Origin of the sequence: Thermococcus piezophilus, assembly GCF_001647085.1 — an archaeon.
Classification (GTDB): Archaea; Methanobacteriota_B; Thermococci; order Thermococcales; family Thermococcaceae; genus Thermococcus; species Thermococcus piezophilus.
This window is the reverse complement of the sequence record NZ_CP015520.1, coordinates 248,258-268,295: the sequence shown is the minus strand read 5'-3', so window position 1 is coordinate 268,295 and position 20,038 is coordinate 248,258. Positions and strand designations below refer to the sequence as shown.

The window sequence follows — 20,038 nt, the reverse complement described above, 5'->3', positions numbered from 1 at the left end:
GATCCTCCCCTCTATGCCTCTAAGTTAAAGTGCTATACTCCTCAAGCTGTCTCTCCAATTTTTCAATCTTTGAACGGAGTTTTTCACACTCCTGAAAGAGTTTTATCTCCAGTGGGGTAACGGCAGGATTTTCTCCCCTGCTACTTATGAGCTCGTCAAGTATATTCAGTGCACTGTTTATATTGTTTGTGATTTTTATCAACGCTTCCTCTGGAGGGAGGGCTATGGTTTCTTTACCATCCTTACTCTTAAGGACTATAGGCAACTTAGTCTTGGCTATGTAATTCATCATGAGATTGAGTTTTTCTCTATCCTTTTGACTTGGAAAGCGAGCCAGCCAGAGACGCTTGAATTCCTCAAGCTCAGAGAGTATTTTCATAAGAAAGGCATTGTATTCATCTTCCGTGATATATCCAAGGGTGTAACCCCTTGCCACATCCAGGAGCATGAGAAGTTTTTCCTTTTTATGCTTGGCCTCATCAAGAACCTTTTCCACTTTCTCGTCAATAACCTGCCTGAGCTTTTTAATGAGTTCCTCCTCATTGATACCGGAAACCTTTACCGTTTCTTGCTCCACAACACTGGTGTCCTCTTTTTTGGTCTTTGACGGAGGTGTGGCTGGTTTTCCACCTCCTTTCAGCTCTCTTTCCATGAGCATCACGTAAAGCTCGCTCATCTGGTTGCTGATGGTGTTTGATATGATGTATGCAGATATGATTGCCCCCACCAACACTACAAGGGATACAATCCCTATCATCATCCAGTCCATGGGTCTCACCTCCCGGATAAAATGAAATAATGAAAGGTTTTAGAGCTTGAATCTGCTTATCATTTCTCTGAGGTTTTGAACGATGTCCCTTAGGTCGTTGGCGGCACGCTGTAACTCTTCAATTGAAGCGGTCTGCTCCTGGACGGCGGAGCTAACCTCTTCCGCAGAAGCCGTGGTTTCTTCAGCACTGGCTGCCAGATTCTCCAACGCCCTCAGGGCCTTATCGACCTCGTCTTGAGTGCGGAGGATTTGCTCTTTTACACTGCTCATCCTATCCTTGGTATCCTGGAGGAGGTCAGCAATGTTTGTCAAATAGTTGGTAGTCTCCCTGAGAGTTTCAGCACTCTCCCCAACCACGGTGACACCCCGTCTCGTGCTCTCCACGGCGTCTCTGATCTCGGCCGTAATTTGATCAATGATGTTCTTGATGTTGTCCGCTGCCTGTTTGCTTTCCTCGGCCAGCTTACGGATCTCCTGAGCAACGACTGCAAAACCTCTACCAGCTTCGCCAGCCCTTGCGGCTTCAATGGCGGCGTTTAGAGCGAGTAAATTCGTCTGCTCTGCAATGTTGGTAATCACGTTGGTTATTTCTTCAATGTTCCTACTCATCTCCGCCACCTTGGTTACAGCGTTTTCGATGTCCCTCATTGTCTCCTGGATACTCTCGATCTGCTGGGCTGAGGCTTCACCTTTCTCCCTGCCTTCACTGGCGATGTTAACGACCTCGTTGACAGCCTCTTCAAACTCTTCCATTACTCTAACGCTCTCGGAGCTGACCTCTGCTACAAAGCGCATTCCTTCTGTTATCTCGTTGATGTTCTCCTGCTGACGCTGGGCCTCAATACTAACCTGCTGAACTGCCTCGTTAACCTGATTAATGGCCTCGGTAACGCTACTGGAAATCTCGGCAAGCACGTTGGCACGCTTTTCAAGTTCATCTGTAATGTGAACGATTTCACCTATAAGACCCTTGAGTTTTTGGGTGGTGTTTCTTAGATCCTCAAGGATCCTTCTAAGTTCGCCCTTGGCTTCGACTGTTAGACCGTTGCTCAGATCACCTTCGGCCAAACGCTCAAGTTTACTCGCTATAGTGTCCAAAGTTCCGACGAGCTCTTTCCCGATGGCCTCAAAAGCTCTAAGGAGAGCCCCAATTTCATCGTTCTCAATGTAGTGAATCTGCTTGAGCTTTCTGCTTACCTCACTCAACCTTCCTTCAGCGAGGGACAGTGCGACGTCCCTAAGGGCCTCGAGTGGTTTAATAGAGGAGGATATTAATCTATAGGCCACAAGGGCTATCACAATTGAGAGTATGGCTAGTATGATAATGAGCTTAACGGCGTCCTTTGCTGTGCTCTCCTTTAAGTCATTTACAACTGTCGTGATTGATCCAGTTACCTCACTCACTGGAACTTTAGCAAAAACGTACCAGCCTGTGCTTGGTATTTTAGCACCGGCGACAACGATTTCAGTCCCTTCTCCTGTGTACATTACAACCCCCTCATCTTTACCGCTGCGTATTATGTCGGCTACTGGCTTGAGGGATTCCTGTTGGAAGACGTTGAGGTTCATCATGTACTCGTGCTTGGGATGCAGATATATCATTCCGTCGGGGCCAACAACGTATACATATCCCGTCTGGCCCACTTTGATCCTGTCAATCTTTTCAATAAGGGTGTCAATGTAAACATCCACGCCAACAACCCCGATGAGTTTGCCTTCATAGTAAACCGGCACTGCATAGGTTACCACCCACTTACCGGTGGATGCATCTTTATAGGGCTCACTCCAAGTAGGACCGTTTACCTCAAGGGCCTTCTTATACCACGGTCTGACGCGTGGATCATAGTCTTTGGGAAGTTCCTGTTCCGGATAGATGAACATGTTGCCGTTGACATCGCCAAAATAGACTGCGCTTATTTTTGGTTCTGACTTGCTGATAGCGGCAAAATGCTCCAAGATGATGGGCCTGAGTTCATCGGCATAGCCAGGATCGCCGAAGTTGTAGCCCTTTTCCTTCACTGCATTGAGAGACACTATTGTTACCTCTTTCGCCATCGTTCCATGGGTTTCTATTTCCCTGAAGAATGCTTCAAACTCGTTTGCGGTTGCTTCAGCTTGTGCTTTAACGACATCTTTTGCTTGATTCTCGATTATCGGAGACATCTTTGCCTCAATGGTTTTTTCCATGCTTTTACCTGCGTATATCATCATTCCACTGGCCACTGCTGTAACAAGCACCAACCCGAGTATTACGATTGCCAGGATTTTCTTCTTAAACTCCATAACACATCACCCCCATGGGAACTTAAATTTACGGGTTAGTAAATCTTCTCGATAACCTTTCCATTGGATACCTTCCTCATCCTGACTTTACCAGTTGAGAGGTCAAAGTAGATGGTTCTTCCTCCCTTCCCCCCGGTATCCTCGGCCACGAGCCTGATTCCAAACCTTTTAAGTTCCCGTTTGGCTGTCTCTACGTTCCTCTTCCCTATCATGAGCTGCTCGCTGGTTATGTTGGTGAACATGTGCGCCCCCCCGAAAAGTTTTGCCTCAGCCCTTCTCGGATTACCCCCAAGTTTTTGGAAGTCCCTTATGAGGAGCTGTAAGCCTGTATCAACGTATTTGGCAGGATTGCCCCTGTTTCCATAGTATGCCGCTTCCGGCAGGAGGGCATGGAGCAGGCCACCTACCTTTGTGAGTCTATCGTAGAGGGTTATACCGACACAGCTGCCTAACCCATAGGTGCTTATTATCCCGGCCTTCTTTCCGACAGCATAGTCGCCGATTCCGACCTTTATCTCCTGCAAGTCTCAACCCTCGCTGATTTCCATTCACAAAGGGTTGCTAACCCTGATTTGAGCCTTCATTAGATTGTATCGTTGGCTCAACGTCCTTGACTTGAGCCTCAAGTTTTCCAACCAGTTTGTCAAATGAATCTTTGGTTGGAATGAGATAGAACAGGCTCTCGATACCTGTGTTGGACTGATAAAAGCGCGTTCTGAAAATTATAACCTCCTGAACATCCCTTAGGTCCGGTCTGGTAAGTTCCTTCTCTATATCGTATGGACTTGTGACATGCTTTGGTGGACTAAGCGAGACGGGTTCATCAATGAGCTTGGCCAGTATATCGGTGTAGACCGAGATGAGTATGTTACCCACTTCCATTATGGCTGATCTCCCAATATCGTCTATTTCATCATCACTGGTCTCTGTGCCAAGAAGCAGTGCCACGAGCGCTTGGGCACTCTTCTTTGGAAACTGCAGAATGGCGAGCCCTGTAAGTCCTTCGGTTATATCAAACATCACGACAAAACTGTTGCTTATTCCTTTTCTGATGATGGTGGCCAGAAACTTTGCCCGCGGTATGACCTCAACTTCCGGAGGCTCCATTTCAATCTCGCCTATCATGTTTGAGAGTGCGGTCAATGCGTGGCTCATTGCTATGTTGGAAGCTTCACGAAATATGTCCTGATACCACTCAGAAAACCAGCTCTTGTGCCCGCTCATACCAATCCCCCCAGCAGGGTATCTATAATCTTCTTCATAGAGGAAGGATGAGGGAGTATTATGAAGTGCTCTTTGAACTCAATACCTTCAATTTTCATCTGAGTTTTCAGGAGTAGGGTATAGTCGCAATACTGACCTATATCGGCGAGTGCAAGATCAAGTATGGCGGGGAGAAAATCAATGACCAGATTGGGTGGAGTTTGCTCTATCTCCGTCCCGAGGAACTCACTGAGTGCGTTTGCGAAGGAGGATATCAGTATATTACCCGCCTCCATCACCGCGGACTTTGCCATTTCATCAAGCTCCGTTGTGCTTCCAGGGGGCATTCCCATCATAAGGTCAGACATCGTGAGGGCATTATTTAGATCCATAATGAAGAACGCATGACCACTGAAGCCCTTGCTCAGCTGTATGTACACAGCCGCCTTTACATCCTCGCCAACCTTTTCTGGCAGATTTTTGATTGACGTGATTTCCATTCCCGGAACCGTTACGTTGACTGTTAGACCGGTCATCCTGCTGAGGGTGTCCGCCGCTCTTGAAGCGCCTATGTTGAAGGTCTCAACCAGCGCGCTCTTTGCGAACTCGTCGAGATTTTTAAGATATTTTTCATATTCCACTCGTACCACCACCAAGCAGTCCATTTATCTCTATGATCAAAACAACACTACCATCACCCAGTATTGTTGCTCCTGCAAAGCCATTGATGTTGGAGAGCATCTTGCCAAGGCTCTTGATGACTATGTCCTTCTTGTGGAGAAGCTGATCAACGCCAATTGCCACTTTTTGAGAACCCAGGTCAACCACTATGGCAGGGAATTCATCCCTTTCAACTATAGGAAGGCCAAACAGCTCATGGAGCATTATCACCGGTATTATCTCTCCTCGGAGCACTATGACATCCTTTCCGCCAATGCTCTTCAGGTTTTCACGTTTTATTTCGATGCTTTCAAGGATGTTGTTTATTGGCACTGCATAAACCTCGCTCTGCACCTCTATGAGAAGAGCCTGGATAATGGCCATACTAACGGGCAGTTTCAAGATAAAGGTAGTACCCTTACCGACCTCGCTTTGAACTGATATTGTGCCGTTCAGACTCTTCACCACATCCCTCACGACGTCCATCCCGACGCCCCTTCCAGAGACATCGGTGACTTCATCCTTGGTGCTGAATCCCGGAACGAAGATCAGATTTATGGCCTCCTCATCACTCATCTCTGCTGCTTGCTCGGGGGTTATGATACCCTTCTCAATGGCTTTGCGTTTTATCTTCTCAGGATCAATTCCTCTACCATCATCACGAACTATTATCTCCACGTGGCTTCTCTCACGTCTTGCTATTAGCTCCAATCTACCCGCACGTGGCTTTCCAAGTTTTTCTCTCTCTTCCGGAGGCTCAATTCCGTGATCTATGGCGTTCCTCAGAAGATGTACAAGGACATCGCCCAGCTTATCAAGTATCGTCCTGTCAACTTCAATGTCCGCGCCCTCAATGATAAATTCAACCTCTTTGCCCATCTTCCTTGCCAGCTCACGAACCATACGAGGGAACTTGTTGAATACTTCAGCCACAGGTGTGAGGCGCATTTCCATTATCTCGTCCTGGAGTTCAGTGAGAAGTCTTGAGAGCGTTGAGAGCGTTTCTAGAAGCTCCCTGTCGCCCAGTCTTTCGGTTATCTGCTCCAGACGCCCTTTGTTAATAACGAGCTCACCGACAAGGTTCATAAGCCTATCAAGGTGTGAAACATCGACCTTTATAATCTTTGACACCTTGATCTTTGGAGTTGGCACGGGTTTGGGTTTTTTGGGTTTGTCCTTGGCCTTCCCCTCAGTTTTCTGTTTGGAACCTGAGGGTTTTCCTTCACCTTCAGCAGTTTCCGGTTCGATATGGTCGCCTTCTTCAACCTTTACATCCTCCACATCCGGATGCTTGCGTACAATGTTAATAATATCCTCGGGTGATGCACTTGATGCAATCAACACCTTGAAGTAGTACCCATCGATTATGTTGCCGTTTTGAATTGCCATAACATCCGGCATGGTTTTCGTGATATTCCCAAGTTTTTGGAGATCCTGGAGGATCAGGTAAGAGCGAACTCCCTTTAGGGGGGCATCCTTCTGCAGGTAAACGGTAACGGTATAAGTTTTGCCCTCCTGTTTAGCAGGTGGACGGTATTCCTCAATCTCAACCCTTTCAACCTCAGGGTGTCTTATTATCACATTCTTTATCTTTTCGGGACTCTCTTCAGTAGCTATCAAAAATTCCAGAACATCAACATCGGCCTTTCCATCCTCTATAATCTCTCTACTTGGCATTGTTTCAATTATCTCTCCAAGTTCCTCCAAATCAGAGAGTATTAGAAATGCCCTTACACCCCTGAGCTGGGCATCTTTGTGGAAATAAACCCTGATTCGATACTTTATTGCCTCAGTTTCCTTGATTTCTGCTTCTCTGGAAACTTCTTCACCCTTCTCTTCCACCTTTCCAGGTTGAGGGCTTGGAGGAGCCGTCTCTACCTGTCCCGCCTCCTCAAAGAACTTCTGGGCCTTTTTAAATAGCTCGTCAATGTCAAAATCCCCTTCGCTTCCGCTCTCCTCTATGTTGTCCACCATTCCCTCTAGTACATCAAGAAATTCCAAAAGAACATCTATAAGCTCTGGAGTTGGCTCGATCTTTCCACTCCTGACGAGGTCAAAGAGGTTCTCCATTTTATGGGCAACTTCACTGAGCCTCATAAATCCCATCGTTGCGGCTGTGCCTTTGAGTGTATGAGCATCTCTAAATATCTGGTCTATTAATGCTTTCTTCTCCTCCTCGCCACCCCCCTCTTTAACTATCTTTTCCAGAGCTAATATGGCGTTGCTGAGGCTGTCTATCCTGTCTCTCGCATCGGCAAGAAACTCATCTAAATACTGAGAGAGATCCTCCACTGGCACCACCCCGGTTAATTTTGTTTACTGCCATTACCACAGTCTCGGCGATTTTATCAAGGGGGGCCACATAATCAACCATGCCGGTTTCAATAGCCGCTTTGGGCATTCCGAAGATTATCGATGTTTCTTTGTCCTGGGCTATTGTTATTCCCCCTTTTTTCTTAATTGCAACTATCCCCTGAGCACCATCGCGACCCATGCCCGTCATTACCACCCCGACGGTTCTTCTGCCAAATACATCCGCCGCGGTTATCATCATGGGATCTGCGGCTGGCCTTACCCCATGAATCTTTGGTTTTTTGTTCAGCTCTATTACAGGCTTCCCTCCCCTCATCTTTACTTCCATGTGATAATCCCCCGGAGCAACGTAGCCTTTTCCCTCCTCGATGGGATCACCGTCTTCAGCCTCCTTTACATCTATCTTACTAACGCTATCAAGCCTCTTAGCGAATGATCTGGTGAATCCCGGGGGCATGTGTTGCACCAGAAGCACCGCGGCCTTTAAATTGTCTGGAAACTTCGGAAACACTTTGAGGAGGGACTGCGGGCCACCGGTTGATGCTGCCATGGCCACAACAGTTCTGGCGGACACACTGGGCTTTTTGACCTTTCTTTTCTGGATCCTGAGAATTCTCATTCTTTTGAGCTCAAGGAATCGCCTTGGGACTTTTGCAGCTTCCTTAATCTTTGCTATAATCTCATCTTTCATCTCCTTCATGTTTATGGAAATGGATGAGCTCGGCTTGGGTATGAAGTCTATGGCACCATATTCGAGGGCTTTTATAGTTGCTTCAGTACCCTCTTGGGTTAGGGCACTTATCATTATAACTGGGGTGGGGGTTTGTTTCATTATTACCCTCAGGGCATCAAGCCCGTTCATTCGAGGCATCTCTATGTCAAGTGTTATAACATCGGGCCTGTGCAGCTTGGCCATCTCAATGGCTTCTACCCCGTCCCTCGCCTCACAACAGACCTCAAGCTCGGGGTCGGAATTTATTATATCCCTGAGTATCTTTCTCATAAATGCTGAATCATCCACAACCAGCACTCTGATTTTCTTGGTGGATGGGCTCAGTGGCATTGGACTTCACCCTTAGCCTGACAGCACACGATTTATCTCTTCCAGCACCTTAGGGGCTTGGAACGGCTTGACGATGTAACCAGAGGCTCCTGCTTTTAACGCTTCCATAACCTTTCCCTCTTGTCCAACGGCGGTAATCATGATTATCTTGGCATTTGGATCGACCTTTTTTATCTCCTTCACAGCGGTAATCCCATCCATTTCGGGCATAACTATGTCCATAGTTACAATGTCGGGCTTGAGTTCTTGGTACTTCTGAACAGCCTCCTTTCCGTTTGCAGCTTCTCCAACGACCTGGTGGCCTCCCTGGGTTAGTATCTTCTTCAGCAGCATGCGCATAAATGCTGCATCATCTACGACCAAAACCCGTGCCATGGCCTTTCACCTCCAGGTTCTTGCGATATATTCTTGCGGGGAGATCATACAATTTAAACAACTTGGCGGCATTACCAAGTATGGTTTCAGTTTTACCAAGGATTAAATAGCCATGATCTTCAAGGGAGTCATACAGCTTTTCAAATATTTCCTCCTGGGCGTCCTTTTTTATGTAGATCAGCACGTTTCGGATGAATATCACATCAAAACCCTTGGGGTACGTTGGACTGAATAAGTTGAACTGCTGGAACTTGACGAGACGCTTTATCTTTGGGGAAATCCTATAGCGCTCTTGGCTTATTCTGGTGAAGTACTTGGGTATCATGTGCCTCGGCACCTGTTTCTCCACAACGTCTGCGGGATACTCCCCTCTTATGGCCGTTGTAAGGGCTTCTCTGTCTATGTCAGTTGCTAGTATCCGAACCCTAAATCCACCGAGATTTTCGCCTAAGGCTTCATAGAGGGTCATGGCTATTGAATAGGGCTCTTGTCCTGTGGAGCATGCGGCGCTCCATATCTTAATGGTGTGTGTATGATGCTTTTCCTTATAACTGACAAGCTCTGGAATAACTTTTTTTTCAAAGGTTCTCCAGACCACTGGGTCCCTGAAGAACTCTGTGACGTTTATTGCGATTGTTAGTAGTAGCTCATCAAGTTCCTGCTTGTTCGTCTTTATTATGCGGTAGTATTCCATATAACTGCTTATGCCAAGCCTTCTCATCCTTGCCCTTATGCGTCTTATGAGGTATGTATCCTTGTAGGCGTCACTATTTACCTTTAGGTGCCTGAAAAGTTCCTTCTTAACCATCTGATAGCCGGAATCATTTACATCCACCATTTCAAGCCACGCACCCATAGGGGATTATCCGATACTTTTGGTTAGCTGTTGCAGACTTTTCAAAGTTTTATTATCTCATAACTACATAAAAAATCTTTGTTTGTATGTAGTTGTGTAGGTACATAGGTAGGCGATTACGTCAGGATTTATTATTATATTAACGAGTATTAAAAGTTATTACCTACATGCGAAAATCTTTTATTCTTTAGGCGATATTAAACAAATAGCGGTGTGGGGGGATTACCCGTGAGCCGAGGAACAACCATAGTTGCGGTAGGCTCAGTGTCACTTCTCACACTTGCCGGAACCCTGGTGTCCCCTGTAGTAGGGCTTGTTATAGGCGTTGCCTCCACTATTGCGGTTTCCGTTTACCTCTCGCGGATAGGTGATGAGACAAGTAAAATTCTGGATGCCATTGAGGCTATGCTAAAAGGAGAGAGGGTTGACCTCTTAAAGTTTAGGGCAGAGATTGCAACCAGATTAAATGTCATCGGTGAGAGGATAAATATCCTGAGCAGAAAAAAAGTTGAAACCCACCGGGATTCAATCCCACTCGAGATCAGTACTGCTCTTCAAAATCTTGAGGAGGTAAAAGAAAAGTTGTCCTCCACCCTGTCAAGTCTTGACGTTGAGAGCAATGTGGAATACGATGAGATTACCAACGTTCTCGATAGGGAACGCTCTGCAATTGCAGAGCTTGGGGACTACATCCAAACTTTAACGGCGGGTATAGAGGAGATGAACACCCAGGCCCAAGCTCTCACCGATTATGCCCTAGAAACCGCCAACATGGCCGAAACAGGGAGGCGCATTTCGGACAACGTTGCCCTTAACGTTGCGAGCATCAATGAGGTCAACCAGAACATGGAGAAAGCGGTTTCCATACTTGTAAGGCACTCCAAGAGGATAGGGGAAATAGTTGAGGTTATCGGAAGCATAGCGGAGCAGACCAATTTGCTCGCCCTAAACGCTGCTATTGAGGCTGCAAGAAGCGGTGAGCATGGTAGGGGCTTTGCCGTTGTTGCAGAGAACATCCGTGAGCTGGCTGATCAGTCAAAAAGGTCCACGGACCAGATAGCTGAGCTTATTAGGAACATGCAGGAGAGCATTGAAACTGTTGTAAACTCAATCAAACAGGGGTTCAAGGTAACAGAGGAGATAAAAGACGCTGTCCAAGAGCTTATAGCAGCTTTTGATGACATAGCTAGGCGAGCTAATGAAACTGCCAACATGATAAAAGAGCTCTCCGACAGCATAGATAGCCAGGCTCAATCCGTCCAGATGCTCATGGACAACATAAACAATGTTCAATCCCTCCAGGATGAAGTGTCTAATAACATAATTCCTATTGTTGAATCCTTCACCGAGATGCAATCTAGGTTAAATGAGATACGAAGTGGCCTTGAAGATATTGAACAGTCCATAACCAAATCAAAGGAACTTCTTGAAAAGGTTAAGGTCACGAGGAGGTGATTATATGACCGAGATTCAGGTAGTGGCCTTTATGGTTGGAAAGGAGGAGTTTTGTTTGGATATCTCAAAGGTTAGGGAAATAAAAGAGATGATGCCAATAACCAGAGTCCCCAATTCTCCGGATTTCGTTGAGGGGGTTATAAATCTTCGTGGGCAGATAACTACTGTTGTCAATCTCAAAAAACTCCTCGGTTACTATGATTCCGATGAAGACCTCTCGAAGAAAAAGATAATACTTGCGGAGGTCAGGGATGAGATAATAGGCATAATCGTGGATTCTGTCTCGGATGTCATAACCCTAACCGAGGATCAGATAGACCAGCCACCAAAGACCTTAAGCAGCAGGGTTGACATCCGCTACATCAAGGGCATAGCCAAAATAAACAACGGAGAAAGGCTCCTCTTAATGCTTGACCTAGACAAACTCCTTGGGGAAGAGTTTTAGATAAGGTCAAGTTCCTTGAGTATCTCCTCTACGCTTTTGTCCCCGGTCTTTTCCATGTTTTCCCCTTTGTCGGTTAGTTTTAGCATGAGCCTTTGCACCTGCTCTTCAAGCTTTCTAAGTTCCTCAAACTGGTGCCGCAGCTTTTCGTAGAACTCCTTTTCAACAGGTGTAACAGGTATGGGCTCCTGAAGTTCTTCGGCTATCTTATCAAGTTCACCTGCAAGCTCGTAAACCATCTTGTGTATCTGAATGAAGCTCTTCTCAGGGTTGAGCTCCTTTTCCTTTCCGTCCTTGTTCACTTTCATCGGCAGATCGAGCCTTTTTACCCTGACGATTATATCGTTGAAAATGGCATAGACTTTCTCATCTGGAAGGGACACTATGGCCAATTTACGCAGATTCTTTAGGAGCTGCAAAAGGTTCTCTTTGAGTTCCCTGAATTCCTTTTGTCCCTGTCCGGTAAGGACGTAAATTTTAGCTATGTCCCTAAGTGACAGCAAGGCCCTTTTAGCCTCGGCCATACCAGCACTCAATTTTTCCGGCTGTAGGGTTATGGCAGCCTTGATGACATCCAAAAACTCTTCAACTTCCGTCCGTTTTCTCCGCTCTATGGTTTCCTCAAGATGTTCTATCTCTTCCTGTAGCTCAGAAAGGAGCTCTCTCTTAAGTTCTTCCCTTAACGTACTCTCAGTCTTTTTCAGCTCCTCTTCAAGGGATTCAATATGCTGGCTTGTCTTTTTTAATTCAAACCTTAAATTACCGAGCTCATAGTCAACCTTTGTTTCGAACTTTTGGAGCTCTTTAAGGGAATCCTCTAATCTCCTGAGCTTCTCTTCTACCGCCCTGAGCATCTGGCTGACCTCTTCCTTGACCCCAGCTTCCCCTGAAGAAACACTCGACCTGACGTCCCTTATCTTTGATTCTAGTTCGTCCCTCACTTTTGAGAGCTTGGACTCAAGCTCGCCGAGCTCCTCTTTGAGCTCAAAGTGTCTGGCCAGGACTTTGTCCGTCACGTCCCTGACGTAGTACGCCAGAACAATGGCAACTCCCACGGTAACGGCGAGCTCGATTATCATCTCCATACCACCTGGCTTCAGCCGTGTAATCTGCGGCGTTATGGTATTTAGATTTTATGCCCTTCTACCGTATTTAGTCGATATATGCCACAGAGAACCAAACAGTGAATTGGAAATTATCCATATCATTGGATGATTGTTCTTGATACCAATTTTGTTCAACTTCTGAATGAAAATTCTACAATCAAAGATTATCATTGATGAGTTATTCCCATGGCTAACCAAAAACGTTATATATTCTACAAACGACAATGTTATGTACTGGAGTGGTGTGTCCATTATCCTTAGTGACCATTCAGCGGCTATAATCAGGGACGCCGAAGCTGACCATGAACTTCGGGGGGAGGAAGGATGAACACAGTGATCGTTGATCCACAGGTGTTGCGTTCCATCCACCGCAGCGAACTGCGGAAGAAGATACTGATGTACTTGAGCGAAATATATCCTTCTGCGACGTACCTCTCGGAGATAGCAAGGGTGGTCGGTTCTGATCCATCGAATGTCAGAGGTGCCCTGGTTGGCCTCGGCAACCGCTACAACGGTGAGAGCTCTCTTGTGTACCTTGGCCTCGTGGAGGAGGTTTCTAATAACGGCTTCAAATACTACCGCCTGACAAACTACGGGAAGAAGGTTGTGGACTACCTCAAGGAATATTATCGCTATTACAGGAGGTTCATGTGAGGTGATAACATGAATCCCCTCGATGCTGTCGATACCAACATCGAGCAGATGATTAAGTTCTCGGTGCTTGAAATAATCAGCCTTGGAACCAAGCATGGTGTGTTTCCACTTCTTGCAAGGGGGCCAACGATTCAGGAGCTGATAGATGAAGTGGATCTTCCCAACAGGCGCCTTCTACTCGGTTTCATAGAGACCCTCGAGAGCCTGAAGATAGTCCAGGAGAAAAACGGCAGGCTGTACCTCAATGGTTTCTCATATACCATCAACGTACCAGATGAGAAGTACGACCTTCTCGTCCCGGACTGGATTCCCATTCAGGAGGAGATCTACCGCATGGTGGATTATGTATTCATAACTCCCATTCACCCCCACGTTCTCATGGACTTCGACAAGGACGCTGACTTCTGGGACATACGTATGAGCACAAGGTTCTCCAGCATCTACCGCGAGGCGATGGCCCAGGTGGCCGGCCTTAGACAGGGGATGCATGTTCTTGACATTGGCTGTGGCTCATATTCCCCGCTCCAGTTCGGGGAGATGATAGGATACAACGGCTTCTACCTCGGCATCGACTACTCCCCGGCGCTCATTGAGATAGCTCGCGCCCGTATCGAAGGTAAGAGCCTGCCGGTGGAGCTCAAGGAGATGGACGCAAAGCTCATAAGGCCTGTGAACGAGTACGACTCTGTTTTCCTCAGTTTCGTCCTTGAGTACATCGATGACTTTCCCATAGTACTCAAGCGCGCCATGGAGGCCCTCAATTCTGGTGGTAGGATGGTAATCCTTGAGCCCTTCAGAGACACCTTCAAGTATGTCCAGGCCCTGGAGTTCTTCGAGGGCCTCAACAAGGACTTCATTGGCTTCCCGTCCACCCGGGATGTGAAAGATGCCATCCTGAATGAGGGCTTTGACGTTGAGATAAGCCAGCCAGCGAGGAGCATGCTGGTCGTTAAGAAGATGTAATTCCATAGTCTCTGCTTTTTTAATACTTTGTACCATCCTTAATTAATGTTTTTGTTCTTGTTGTTTCTGGCATATCCCCCACTGAGTTTTGGATGTCCTTTCAGGTACCTACATATGCACCTACACAACCACCTACACTACTAAGGACAAAAAAGGCCTTTATATTTACATAGCGTAATTAACGACGCAGACAACCCTAGGGGGTGCGTGTAGAATGAAGGCCAGGACAAGGAGAGGTGCCGTGGGTATCGGTACCCTTATAGTTTTTATAGCCATGGTTTTAGTGGCTGCAGTAGCAGCAGCAGTACTCATCAACACCAGCGGCTACCTCCAGCAGAAGGCCTCCAGCACAGGTAGGGAAAGCACTGAACAGGTCGCCAGCGGAATACAGGTTATGAAGGTTTCCGGACACTACGATGGAACCTCAGGAATAGACAAGCTTGCCATTTACGTCACTCCGAACGCTGGAAGCACCGGCATTGACCTCAAGAACACTAAGATAATCCTCAGCAACGGAAACGTCCAGGGCATTCTCGAGTATTCTGGAGGAACCCTCAAAACCTATGTCCAGGGTCCGCTTAGTGACATCTTCACTACTGATCCCACTGTTTACAACTGGAGTGCATTAACCAGCACGACCTTTGGTATCATCGTTGTTCAGGATTATGACTCCTCCGTCCAGCAGGACGCTCCGACACTCAACCAGGGGGACATCGTTATACTGACCATTAGGGCAGATCAGCTGTTTGGATCACCAATACCAGTTAGGACTCACATTACTGGTCAGGTCGTTCCTGAGTTCGGTGCACCGGGCGTCATCGACTTCACCACACCAAGCACCTACACCAGCACCATTGTTGACTTGCAGTGAGGGGGTGAGATGTGATGAGGTTCCTTAAGAAGAGGAAGGGTGCCGTGGGTATCGGTACCCTTATAGTTTTTATAGCCATGGTTTTAGTGGCTGCAGTAGCAGCAGCAGTACTCATCAACACCAGCGGCTACCTCCAGCAGAAGGCCTCCAGCACAGGTAGGGAAAGCACTGAACAGGTCGCCAGCGGAATACAGGTCGCCAGCGTCATTGGATGGGTTAATGAGAGCGGTGTCTCAAAGCTTGCCATTTACGTCACTCCGAACGCTGGAAGCACCGGCATTGACCTCAAGAACACTAAGATAATCCTCAGCAACGGAAACGTCCAGGCCATAATGCAGTACAACTCCAGTTACTACCTCAACACTCTAACCTCCGACATCTTCGCCGACACTGCCAACTTCAACTGGAGCGCCATGGGTCCAACCGACTTTGGTATCATCGTTGTTCAGGATTATGACTCCTCCGTCCAACAGAACGCTCCGACACTCAACAAGGGCGACATGGTCATACTTGGAGTTAACACTTACAAGGTGTTCGGAGGAATTCCGGTTAGGACTCACATTACTGGTCAGGTCATTCCGGAGTTCGGTGCACCGGGCGTCATCGACTTCACCACACCAAGCACCTACACCCAGAGCGTTATAGAGCTTCAGTAACTCCACCGCTTCTCTCTATCTTTCGTTTTTTGAAAATTTTTAGGAGGTGGTGCTATGCGTAGGGGAGCAATAGGCATTGGCACTCTCATCGTGTTCATCGCAATGGTGCTTGTAGCTGCAGTAGCGGCGGGAGTAATCATAGGCACAGCGGGCTACCTCCAGCAGAAAGCTCAAGCCGCTGGAAGAGAGACCACCCAAGAGGTAGCAAGCGGCATCAAAGTCCTCAACATATATGGCTACACCAACGCTACCCCGCCGAGCAAGGGTACCATAAGCAGGATGGCGGTGTTCATCGCCCCCAACTCCGGCAGCGAGGGCATCGATCTGAGCAACGTCAAGATAGTCCTTAGCGACGGAATAAAGCTCGTCGTCTACAACTACAGTGGGATACTTTATAAGGGTGTTGTGGACGATCTCTTCAACGGCACGGAGATAAGCAGCAAGATATGGGACAACTCCAGCTTTTCAGACACCAACTTCGCAATAGTCGTCATCCACGACGCGCCAGTGAGATGGACGCCAACCACCCGAACCTCGAGTGGGGTGACCTGGTAGCGCTCCTCATAAAGACCACTGTGTTCAGCGCCGAGAATGGGGAGAAGGGAATAGGTCCAGCGACCAAGATGGTTGGTAAAGTCATACCCGAAGTCGGCGCTGCGGGAGTTATAGACTTCACCACCCCCGCGACTTATAATTACAATGTGATGGTGCTTCAGTGAGGTGATTGCCATGAGACGCGGAGCCATTGGTATTGGCACTCTCATCGTCTTCATCGCAATGGTGCTTGTAGCTGCAGTTGCCGCTGGTGTGCTCATAAGCACTTCTGGCTATCTCCAGCAGAAGGCGATGGCCACCGGCAGGCAAACGACCCAGGAGGTGGCGAGCGGCATCAAGGTGATGAACGTCTACGGCTACACCCCCGCCGACCCGGCCGGGAGCGGTAATATAACCAGGATGGTGCTCTATGTCTCCCCCAACGCCGGTTCTGGCGGCATAGACCTTGCCCACGTCAGGGTTGTCCTCAGCGACGGCAAGAGAATGGCCGTCTACAGGTATTACGATCCGAACGAGGATCCGGACCTTCAGGCAAACTACTTCATCTACTCCGGTGACGTGAGCAACGTGTTCGCCGATGTTGGTGAAGACCCGACAACAGGGGCTGTTAATGTCAGCACATATACTCCAACCCCGGCCAGCAACATATCAACCCTCTGGAAGAACTTGTACTACTACAATACAAATGCAGACGGTAATGGCCAAAGGATGCTCTTTGGTATCATCGTCGTCAGCGACAGCGACCAGAGCCTCAGCGGAAGCCCCGCGCACCCGACCCTCAGCTGGGGTGACATAGTGGCAATAGCCCTCTGGACGATACCGTTTGATGATGATGGTGACCCGACTACCGGCTACGGTCTTGGTCCAGGCACCAAGGTCACCGGTAAGGTCATACCCGAGAACGGTGCTGGTGGTGTGATAGACTTCACAACACCAAGCACATACACGGACAACCTGATGGAGCTGCAATGAGGGGGTGGCTTCCATGGCGCTGGACTTCCTCTCGTCTTTGTTCAAGAAGAAGCCAAAGGAAGAGGCCACCCCTCCGGAGGAGCCCATCTTTGAAGAGGAACTAGAAGAGCGTGTCGAAGACAGGGAGGAAAACGAGCAGATAAGACAACTCATGGAGCGCATCAATGAGATCGAGAACGACATCCCAAGGATAAAGATAAGCATAGACACGATAAAGAAGCAGATGCAGGAACTCCGCGACGACATCGACAGGCTTGACAAGACCATTAAGGACGTCATGATGCTCTATGAGGTTATTAGCCAGGAGGTAAATCCATTTAAGGACCAGATGGGACAGGAGAACCCGCTCACCAATGAGATACAGGATCTCAGGAAAGAACTGGAAGACCTAAAGCTTGAGATCGCTCAGATAAAAAACGACATCAAGGTGCTTGCGGGATATGGGGTTGACCTCGATTCGATAATCTACGAGGTGCTTGCGGAGGTGTGACGCGTGGAGATTGGCAGGCTCGTTACAGAGGCCGACATCAACGCCAAGCTCGCGGAGCTCAAGGGCAAGGTTCCAACAGTCGTCATCAACGACCTCCGCGAGAAGCTCATAGCACGTAAGGACAACCTCACTTACGACCAGCTTGAGAAGATAATCCAGAAAGTCCTTGACACCTATGGAAGTCAAGCTACAAAGTACGAACAGCTTAGCAAACGCGTTGATGAACTAGGCAAGAGGCTCACCGATCTGAGCCTTCAGTTGGGCAGGCTCGTTGAGACTCTCGAATCTGCGAAGTTCGATGTTCAAGAGAAGAAGGCTGAGAAGGTCTCCCAGAAAGTCGACGAAGTCCACAAGAAGATTGGGAAGCTTGAGGAACTCCTCGAGGGGGAGGAGAAAGAGGAAGTTCCTGAGGAACTCACCGAGAAGCTCGAGGAGCTCCACAGAAAGGTCGATGAGATTGCCGAGAAGGTCGAGGTTCAGACGGCAGCCGAGAAACTTGAAGAAGCCCAGGAGAAGCTGGAGGAGCTTCAGGCCAAGATAGAGGCCGGCGAAGAGATCAGTGAGGAGGAGCTTGCGGTCGCCGAACAGGCGGTTGCCGAGGCCCAAGCTGCAGCAGAGGAAGCCCCGGTGGAAGAAATAATGGGTGTTGAGGAGGTAGAGGCTCCCACTGAAGAGACTGCCCCTGAGGAAGTTGAAGGGACTGAGGAAGTCCCAGGGGTGGAAGAAGTCGAGGTGCTTCCGGAAGAGACTGGAAACGTGGAGGAACTTCCCGAAGAGGCTCCGCAGGAAGGAATTGTTGGGGAAGTTGAGGCCGTCCCCGAGGTAGCCGAGGAAGTTTCGATTGAAGAGGTTCCCGCTCATGAGGTTAAACCTGAGGAAATCAAAAGGGAGGAAGGTGGTGTTGAGATGGCTGAGAAGATCCAGATCCCGGAGGACATCGCAAGCCTGCTCTTTGAGGAGGAGCCAAAGAAGGCACGCCTTGAAAAGCTCCACGAGGACATCGTTTCCACCATGATAGCCCTTAAGTGGCTTGGATTCCTTATCGACAGGGTTGGTATCCAGAACCTTGAGAGAGTGCTTGAGTTTTACTATGAGATAGGCTGGATAAGTGAGGAAGTGCTCAACCAGCTCCTGCGCTATGCCAAGGGTACCAGGCCGCACCACAGGGACCCCGAGTGGAAGCCGGCCGAGAAGCTCACCGTCCAGGATCACCTCATAAGCTTGCTCTTCATCGAGAGGCTCAGAGGACTCAGGATAAACAGGAACGTCCTAGACAAGCTTGAGCGCGAAATCAAGATGCTCGAAAAGACCCTCGACGAGTTTTACGGTATCTGAGGTGCAGGACTTCAGGGAGAGGGGGGCGGCCTATGGGATTCAGCGTATCAGCGAGTACGGCCATAATCTTTATTTCTTTTTTAATAGCCGCCAGCACCCTTTACACCGCGTGGGAAAACAGCTACTCCAACGTCCAGGCCGCCCGCGAGGACTGGTACGAGCTCAGGCTTTCTCAGGTTCATTTCGATGTTGGTGATGTAAGCATTACTGCGTCCGGTTCCTCTGATGTGAGTGTGTCTTTCAAGTATTTGGGTCAGACCATTAGTGGAACCGTTGTTGTACTTCATAACGGAACCTACGTGTCGTCCGTTAATCTTGGCTATTTGATACCAAACAATTATTACACCATTACGGTCACTGGGGGAGCTGATATCAGCGGTGCCATTAACTATGCCACGTTTGGATTTGACAACGGATGTATGCTGCTGGTTGAGTATTATTATGACTCAGCCAAATTGGCCTATATTGTGAACAGCTACTCGACCCAGTGTCCAATGGGGGTGAGCTGATGGCCGCAGGAGGGCCAGCGAGCGAGTTGATTATGTTCATTGTGGCTGTGATCGTTGCCGGTAGCGTTGCCGGCGGATTAGCTTATATCACCAACGACATAGCCCACGGCATGAACGATAGAGGGGCAATGCTGGCAGATCAGCTCAGGACTGACTTCTCCATCATAAATGACCCGAACAACATACCAGTAAGTGGAACTGGGCCCTACACGTATACGTTTTACATCAAGAACATAGGGAAGGAACCCTTTCCATTCACTGCCGATGCAGTTCAGGTGTTTATTGACGGGGATATGGTGCCCCCTGCGAACCTCACTTTCACCGATGTCTATGGGAATACAATAACTACTCTCGGCCCCTACGAGGTCGGCGTGATAAAAGTCACCAAAGGTAGTCTCCTTACATCCGGACAGTACTACACCATCATGGTGGTTCTTGAAAACGGCAAGAGACGCAGCCTGGTCTTCAAGGCCCCATGACGTCGGCGGCCTTTATCATCCTCGGGTAA

General features: G+C 48.3%; 21 protein-coding genes and 1 pseudogene. 12 read left to right on the top strand and 10 right to left on the bottom strand.

All coding sequences use genetic code 11. The features are described from left to right. Positions 1-19 precede the first annotated feature (19 nt). The 9 genes from A7C91_RS01450 to A7C91_RS01410 are packed head-to-tail and all read right to left on the bottom strand — an operon-like array spanning position 20 to position 9,504. Entirely contained in the window at positions 20-769 is a 750-nt protein-coding gene (locus A7C91_RS01450) for a hypothetical protein (RefSeq protein WP_068664277.1), read from the bottom strand. 39 nt (positions 770-808) lie between these two features. Continuing rightward, the gene (locus A7C91_RS01445; protein WP_068664275.1) at positions 809-3,052 is read right to left on the bottom strand and encodes a methyl-accepting chemotaxis protein; all 2,244 of its coding nucleotides are present in this window, start codon (positions 3,050-3,052) and stop codon (positions 809-811) included. 35 nt (positions 3,053-3,087) lie between these two features. After that, complete coding sequence (locus A7C91_RS01440; protein WP_068664273.1) at positions 3,088-3,576, bottom strand: chemotaxis protein CheD; 489 nt, start codon at positions 3,574-3,576, stop codon at positions 3,088-3,090. Between the two features lie 37 nt (positions 3,577-3,613). Next, positions 3,614-4,276 carry a chemotaxis protein CheC gene (locus A7C91_RS01435; protein ID WP_068664271.1) on the bottom strand — a complete coding sequence of 221 codons (663 nt, stop codon included), beginning with the start codon at positions 4,274-4,276 and terminating at the stop codon, positions 3,614-3,616. Next, on the bottom strand, positions 4,273-4,896 hold the full coding sequence (locus tag A7C91_RS01430) for a chemotaxis protein CheC (RefSeq protein WP_394326659.1): 624 nt from the start codon (positions 4,894-4,896) through the stop codon (positions 4,273-4,275). The genes A7C91_RS01435 and A7C91_RS01430 overlap by 4 nt, the downstream gene beginning before the upstream one ends. Continuing rightward, a complete protein-coding gene (locus A7C91_RS01425; RefSeq protein WP_068664267.1) occupies positions 4,886-7,207 on the bottom strand; it encodes a chemotaxis protein CheA in 2,322 nt (773 codons plus the stop codon). Before A7C91_RS01425 ends, A7C91_RS01430 begins: the two co-directional genes overlap by 11 nt. Further along, the gene (locus tag A7C91_RS01420; RefSeq protein ID WP_068664265.1) at positions 7,179-8,291 is read right to left on the bottom strand and encodes a protein-glutamate methylesterase/protein-glutamine glutaminase; all 1,113 of its coding nucleotides are present in this window, start codon (positions 8,289-8,291) and stop codon (positions 7,179-7,181) included. The genes A7C91_RS01425 and A7C91_RS01420 overlap by 29 nt, the downstream gene beginning before the upstream one ends. Before the next feature lie 12 nt (positions 8,292-8,303). After that, a complete protein-coding gene (locus tag A7C91_RS01415; protein WP_068664263.1) occupies positions 8,304-8,666 on the bottom strand; it encodes a response regulator in 363 nt (120 codons plus the stop codon). Further along, entirely contained in the window at positions 8,641-9,504 is an 864-nt protein-coding gene (locus tag A7C91_RS01410; RefSeq protein WP_068667354.1) for a CheR family methyltransferase, read from the bottom strand. The genes A7C91_RS01415 and A7C91_RS01410 overlap by 26 nt, the downstream gene beginning before the upstream one ends. A gap of 246 nt (positions 9,505-9,750) precedes the next feature. On the opposite strand from A7C91_RS01410, the gene A7C91_RS01405 reads away from it, so the two are divergent. Both A7C91_RS01405 and A7C91_RS01400 read left to right on the top strand, forming a co-directional pair. Then, on the top strand, positions 9,751-10,977 hold the full coding sequence (locus A7C91_RS01405; protein WP_234394427.1) for a methyl-accepting chemotaxis protein: 1,227 nt from the start codon (positions 9,751-9,753) through the stop codon (positions 10,975-10,977). Positions 10,978-10,981: 4 nt separating this feature from the next. Further along, positions 10,982-11,422 carry a chemotaxis protein CheW gene (locus A7C91_RS01400; RefSeq protein ID WP_068664261.1) on the top strand — a complete coding sequence of 147 codons (441 nt, stop codon included), beginning with the start codon at positions 10,982-10,984 and terminating at the stop codon, positions 11,420-11,422. On the opposite strand, the gene A7C91_RS01395 is transcribed toward A7C91_RS01400, so the two are convergent. Further along, positions 11,419-12,504, bottom strand: coding sequence for a coiled-coil domain-containing protein (locus A7C91_RS01395; protein WP_068664259.1), 1,086 nt, complete (start codon positions 12,502-12,504; stop codon positions 11,419-11,421). The two genes, A7C91_RS01400 and A7C91_RS01395, sit on opposite strands and share 4 nt — an antisense overlap. Positions 12,505-12,849: 345 nt before the next feature. Here A7C91_RS01395 and A7C91_RS01385 point away from each other — a divergent pair, with 345 nt between their 5' ends. The 10 genes and pseudogenes from A7C91_RS01385 to arlG all read left to right on the top strand — a co-directional run bounded on the left by A7C91_RS01385 (position 12,850) and on the right by arlG (position 20,009). Beyond that, positions 12,850-13,179, top strand: a complete 330-nt coding sequence (locus A7C91_RS01385) for a helix-turn-helix domain-containing protein (protein WP_068664255.1) — start codon at positions 12,850-12,852, stop codon at positions 13,177-13,179. 9 nt (positions 13,180-13,188) lie between these two features. Further along, positions 13,189-14,142 (top strand): class I SAM-dependent methyltransferase, encoded by a 954-nt coding sequence (locus tag A7C91_RS01380; RefSeq protein WP_068664253.1) that lies wholly within the window; start codon positions 13,189-13,191, stop codon positions 14,140-14,142. 214 nt (positions 14,143-14,356) lie between these two features. Next, positions 14,357-15,013 carry a flagellin gene (locus tag A7C91_RS01375; RefSeq protein WP_068664250.1) on the top strand — a complete coding sequence of 219 codons (657 nt, stop codon included), beginning with the start codon at positions 14,357-14,359 and terminating at the stop codon, positions 15,011-15,013. A 14-nt stretch (positions 15,014-15,027) separates the two neighbouring features. Further along, positions 15,028-15,669, top strand: coding sequence for a flagellin (locus A7C91_RS01370; protein WP_068664248.1), 642 nt, complete (start codon positions 15,028-15,030; stop codon positions 15,667-15,669). 54 nt (positions 15,670-15,723) lie between these two features. Continuing rightward, a pseudogene (locus A7C91_RS01365) lies at positions 15,724-16,388 on the top strand (flagellin). Between the two features lie 10 nt (positions 16,389-16,398). Then, a complete protein-coding gene (locus tag A7C91_RS01360) occupies positions 16,399-17,196 on the top strand; it encodes a flagellin (protein ID WP_068664246.1) in 798 nt (265 codons plus the stop codon). A gap of 13 nt (positions 17,197-17,209) precedes the next feature. After that, complete coding sequence (locus A7C91_RS01355; protein ID WP_068664244.1) at positions 17,210-17,686, top strand: flagella accessory protein C; 477 nt, start codon at positions 17,210-17,212, stop codon at positions 17,684-17,686. 3 nt (positions 17,687-17,689) lie between these two features. Beyond that, complete coding sequence (locus A7C91_RS01350; protein ID WP_068664242.1) at positions 17,690-19,021, top strand: FlaD/FlaE family flagellar protein; 1,332 nt, start codon at positions 17,690-17,692, stop codon at positions 19,019-19,021. Between the two features lie 32 nt (positions 19,022-19,053). Further along, positions 19,054-19,530 (top strand): flagellar protein, encoded by a 477-nt coding sequence (locus A7C91_RS01345; RefSeq protein WP_068664240.1) that lies wholly within the window; start codon positions 19,054-19,056, stop codon positions 19,528-19,530. Then, positions 19,530-20,009: an archaellum stator protein ArlG gene (gene arlG / locus A7C91_RS01340; RefSeq protein WP_068664238.1), complete on the top strand. Its 480-nt coding sequence runs from the start codon at positions 19,530-19,532 to the stop codon at positions 20,007-20,009. Before A7C91_RS01345 ends, arlG begins: the two co-directional genes overlap by 1 nt. Positions 20,010-20,038 lie beyond the last annotated feature (29 nt).